The 2705-nt window shown below is 63.6% G+C and carries 3 protein-coding genes and 1 pseudogene; all 4 read left to right on the top strand.

Annotation, left to right across the window (positions count from 1 at the left end):
- Positions 1–189 (top strand): annotated as a pseudogene (locus tag EOA22_RS30115) (50S ribosomal protein L9); the annotation flags it as partial.
- A 301-nt stretch (positions 190–490) separates the two neighbouring features.
- Positions 491–1795 carry a cyclopropane-fatty-acyl-phospholipid synthase family protein gene (locus EOA22_RS30110; protein WP_013532522.1) on the top strand — a complete coding sequence of 435 codons (1305 nt, stop codon included), beginning with the start codon at positions 491–493 and terminating at the stop codon, positions 1793–1795.
- 67 nt (positions 1796–1862) lie between these two features.
- Positions 1863–2186, top strand: coding sequence for a YnfA family protein (locus EOA22_RS30105; RefSeq protein ID WP_013532523.1), 324 nt, complete (start codon positions 1863–1865; stop codon positions 2184–2186).
- A 1-nt stretch (position 2187) separates the two neighbouring features.
- The coding region (locus tag EOA22_RS30100; RefSeq protein ID WP_281040799.1) for a small ribosomal subunit Rsm22 family protein at positions 2188–2705 on the top strand (518 nt) is incomplete at its 3' end.

The following is a 2705-nucleotide window of genomic DNA, read 5'->3' as shown; positions in this document are numbered from 1 at the left end:
GCATCCGGAAGTCGAGGTCACCGTCACGCTCAACATCGCCCGCACGGCCGACGAAGCCGAGCGCAGGCCAAGGGCGAGACGCTGACCACCGCCGAAGCCATCTATGGCGACGACATCAACGACAACGCCCGGCCGGAGAACTTCTTCGATCCGAACACCGAGTTCGAGGGCGACGAAGACAACGCCTGATCACACGTCGCAAGCGATTGGAGCCATGGGGCTGATCACGACTTGACGCCAAGCTCCGATCACTTTGCCGTCATCCAGCCATGCTGGACCAATGCCCGGGCCTCGCGCCCGGGCATTTTTGTGCCAAATGGAACTTTTCGAACCCCTATATATTGTTGCAGACTATGGCGTCGCGCGTCCTTTGGCCGCGCAAAGCACGCTGTGCAACTTTGGTTCGGCGCAAGATCTCCGGCGAAATCGATCCCGATTTTCGCGGTCACGCGCCAAGGCAGCCTGTCTGGCCGAGAGGGGACATTTGGTCATGAATATTCTGTTAAAGCGCGTTCTCGACCGCTTGGTGCGCACCGGCAATCTTAGGGTAACCGGCCCCAAGGGCACGGCGGTGGTTTTCGGCGACGGCAGCGGCGAACCGGTGCACATGCACATCAAGACCGCGCATGCCGAGCGCGCCATCACCTTCGATCCGATGCTGGCGGTGCCTGAAGCCTACATGGACGGCGAACTCGACATTCTCGAGGGCGGCGTGCTGGGCGTGATGCGCATCGCCTTCCAGAACATGGGCAGCGGCGGCATCGACGCCACCTGGTCGAAGGCCATCGAAGGCCTGCGCCACGCCTTCCGCCGGCTGCAGCAGATCAACACCGCCTCGCGCTCGCGGCGCAACGTGCAGCGCCACTACGATCTGTCGGGCGATCTCTACCGGCTCTTCCTCGACGAGGACATGCAATATTCCTGCGCCTATTTCGAGCAGCCGGACATGACGCTCGACGAGGCGCAGGGCGCCAAGAAACGCCACATCGCCGCCAAGCTCCGGCTGAAGGCCGGCCAGACGGTGCTCGACATCGGCTCCGGCTGGGGCGGGCTTGGCCTCTATCTCGCCAAGGCGTTCGACGTCGACGTGCAAGGCGTCACGCTGTCGACCGAGCAGCATGGCGTCGCCACCGACCGGGCGCATGCGCAAGGGCTGGAAAGCCGCGTGCATTTCGAGCTGAAGGACTACCGCGAACTCAATGAGCGTTTCGATCGCATCGTCTCGGTCGGTATGTTCGAGCATGTCGGCGTCAACCACTATCGCACCTTCTTCGACAAGAGCGCGACGCTGCTCAAGCCGGATGGCGTCATGCTGTTGCACACGATCGGCCGTTCCGGCGTGCCGTGGGCGACCAGCGCCTTCATCCGCAAATACATCTTCCCGGGCGGCTACATCCCGTCGCTGTCGGAAGTGATGCCTGCGATCGAGAAGTCGGGCCTGGTCGTCACCGACGTCGAGATCCTGCGGCTCCACTATGCCGACACGCTGAAGCACTGGGGCGAGCGCTTCGCCGCCAATCGCGACAAGGCCAAGGCGATCTATGACGAGCGCTTCTGCCGCATGTGGGAATTCTATCTGGCGGCCTCGGAAGCCGCATTCCGCTGGCAGGATCTGGTGATCTTCCAGATCCAGATCGCCAAGAAGAACGATACGCTGCCGATGACACGCGACTACATGGCCAAATGCGAAAAAGCGCTGGAGATGCGCGATATGGGGCATCGTGAAACGGCTCCCGTCAAAAAGAGCCCGGCCGCCAAGCCGGCTCGCCGCCGCAAGGTTGCCGACCAGGAATAGCATTGCCGCTTGCCATTGCCGGCGCCGGCACTGAAAAAGGTCCCGTGACCGTCGCGGGACCTTTTTCATGACCTTTGTCCTCTATGCCGCCGCCGCTCTGGCCGAGATCGCCGGCTGCTTTTCATTCTGGGCCTGGTGGCGGCTGGAGAAGTCGCCGCTTTGGCTGCTTCCCGGCCTCGCCTCGCTTGCCCTGTTCGGCTTCCTGCTGGCGCTGGTCGACACGTCAGCCGCCGGTCGCGCCTACGCCGCCTATGGCGGCATCTACATCGTGGCGTCGCTTGGCTGGCTGTGGCTGGTTGAAGGCGTTCGCCCCGACCGCTGGGATCTTGCCGGTGCCGCGCTCTGCATTGCCGGTGCTTCGGTGATCCTTCTCGTCCCGCGGGGCGCTTGAGATGGAGTTGCCTGCCTCCCTTCGCCAAGGTGTCGAGCGTCTGCTCGAAAACGTTCCGCTGGCGGTACTCAAGCAAGCGGCAAAGACGCTGTCCGACCGCTACCGCGCCGAGTTGCGCGACGGCCGTCTGCACATGGCCGAGGATCTGGCGGTGAAGGCCTATCTGGCGACGCGGCTGCCGGCGACCTATGCCGCGATCCGTGCCAGCCTCGACGCGCTGAGCGACGCCAAGCCTGCCTTTCAGCCCAGGACCTTGCTCGATGTCGGCGCCGGCCCTGGCACGGTGCTTTGGGCCGCGACCGATCTGTGGCCCGATCTCGAACAGGCGGTGTTGTTCGAAGCCAGTGCCGCCGTGCGTAAGGTCGGCGAGACGCTTGCCGGCAACACTATTGCCGCCCAGAGCAGATGGCTGGCCGGTGATGCCACCATCGACCTTGCTGACATCGAGCCGGCCGATCTGGTCACGTGCGCTTATGTGCTCGATGAAATCGCGCCGGCATCGCTGCCGAAACTCATCGA

It is taken from the genome of Mesorhizobium sp. M7A.F.Ca.US.014.04.1.1 (assembly GCF_003998745.1).
In the GTDB taxonomy this organism is placed as follows: Bacteria; Pseudomonadota; Alphaproteobacteria; order Rhizobiales; family Rhizobiaceae; genus Mesorhizobium; species Mesorhizobium ciceri.
The sequence above is the reverse complement of the archived record's forward strand: the minus strand, read 5'-3'. Positions and strand labels throughout refer to the sequence as shown.

Bases quoted from the DNA above. Each gene is read 5' to 3' on its own strand.
- EOA22_RS30110 (WP_013532522.1), top strand. From the start codon at position 491: ATGAATATTCTGTTAAAGCGCGTTCTCGACCGCTTGGTGCGCACCGGC.
- EOA22_RS30105 (WP_013532523.1), top strand. From the start codon at position 1,863: ATGACCTTTGTCCTCTATGCCGCCGCCGCTCTGGCCGAGATCGCCGGC.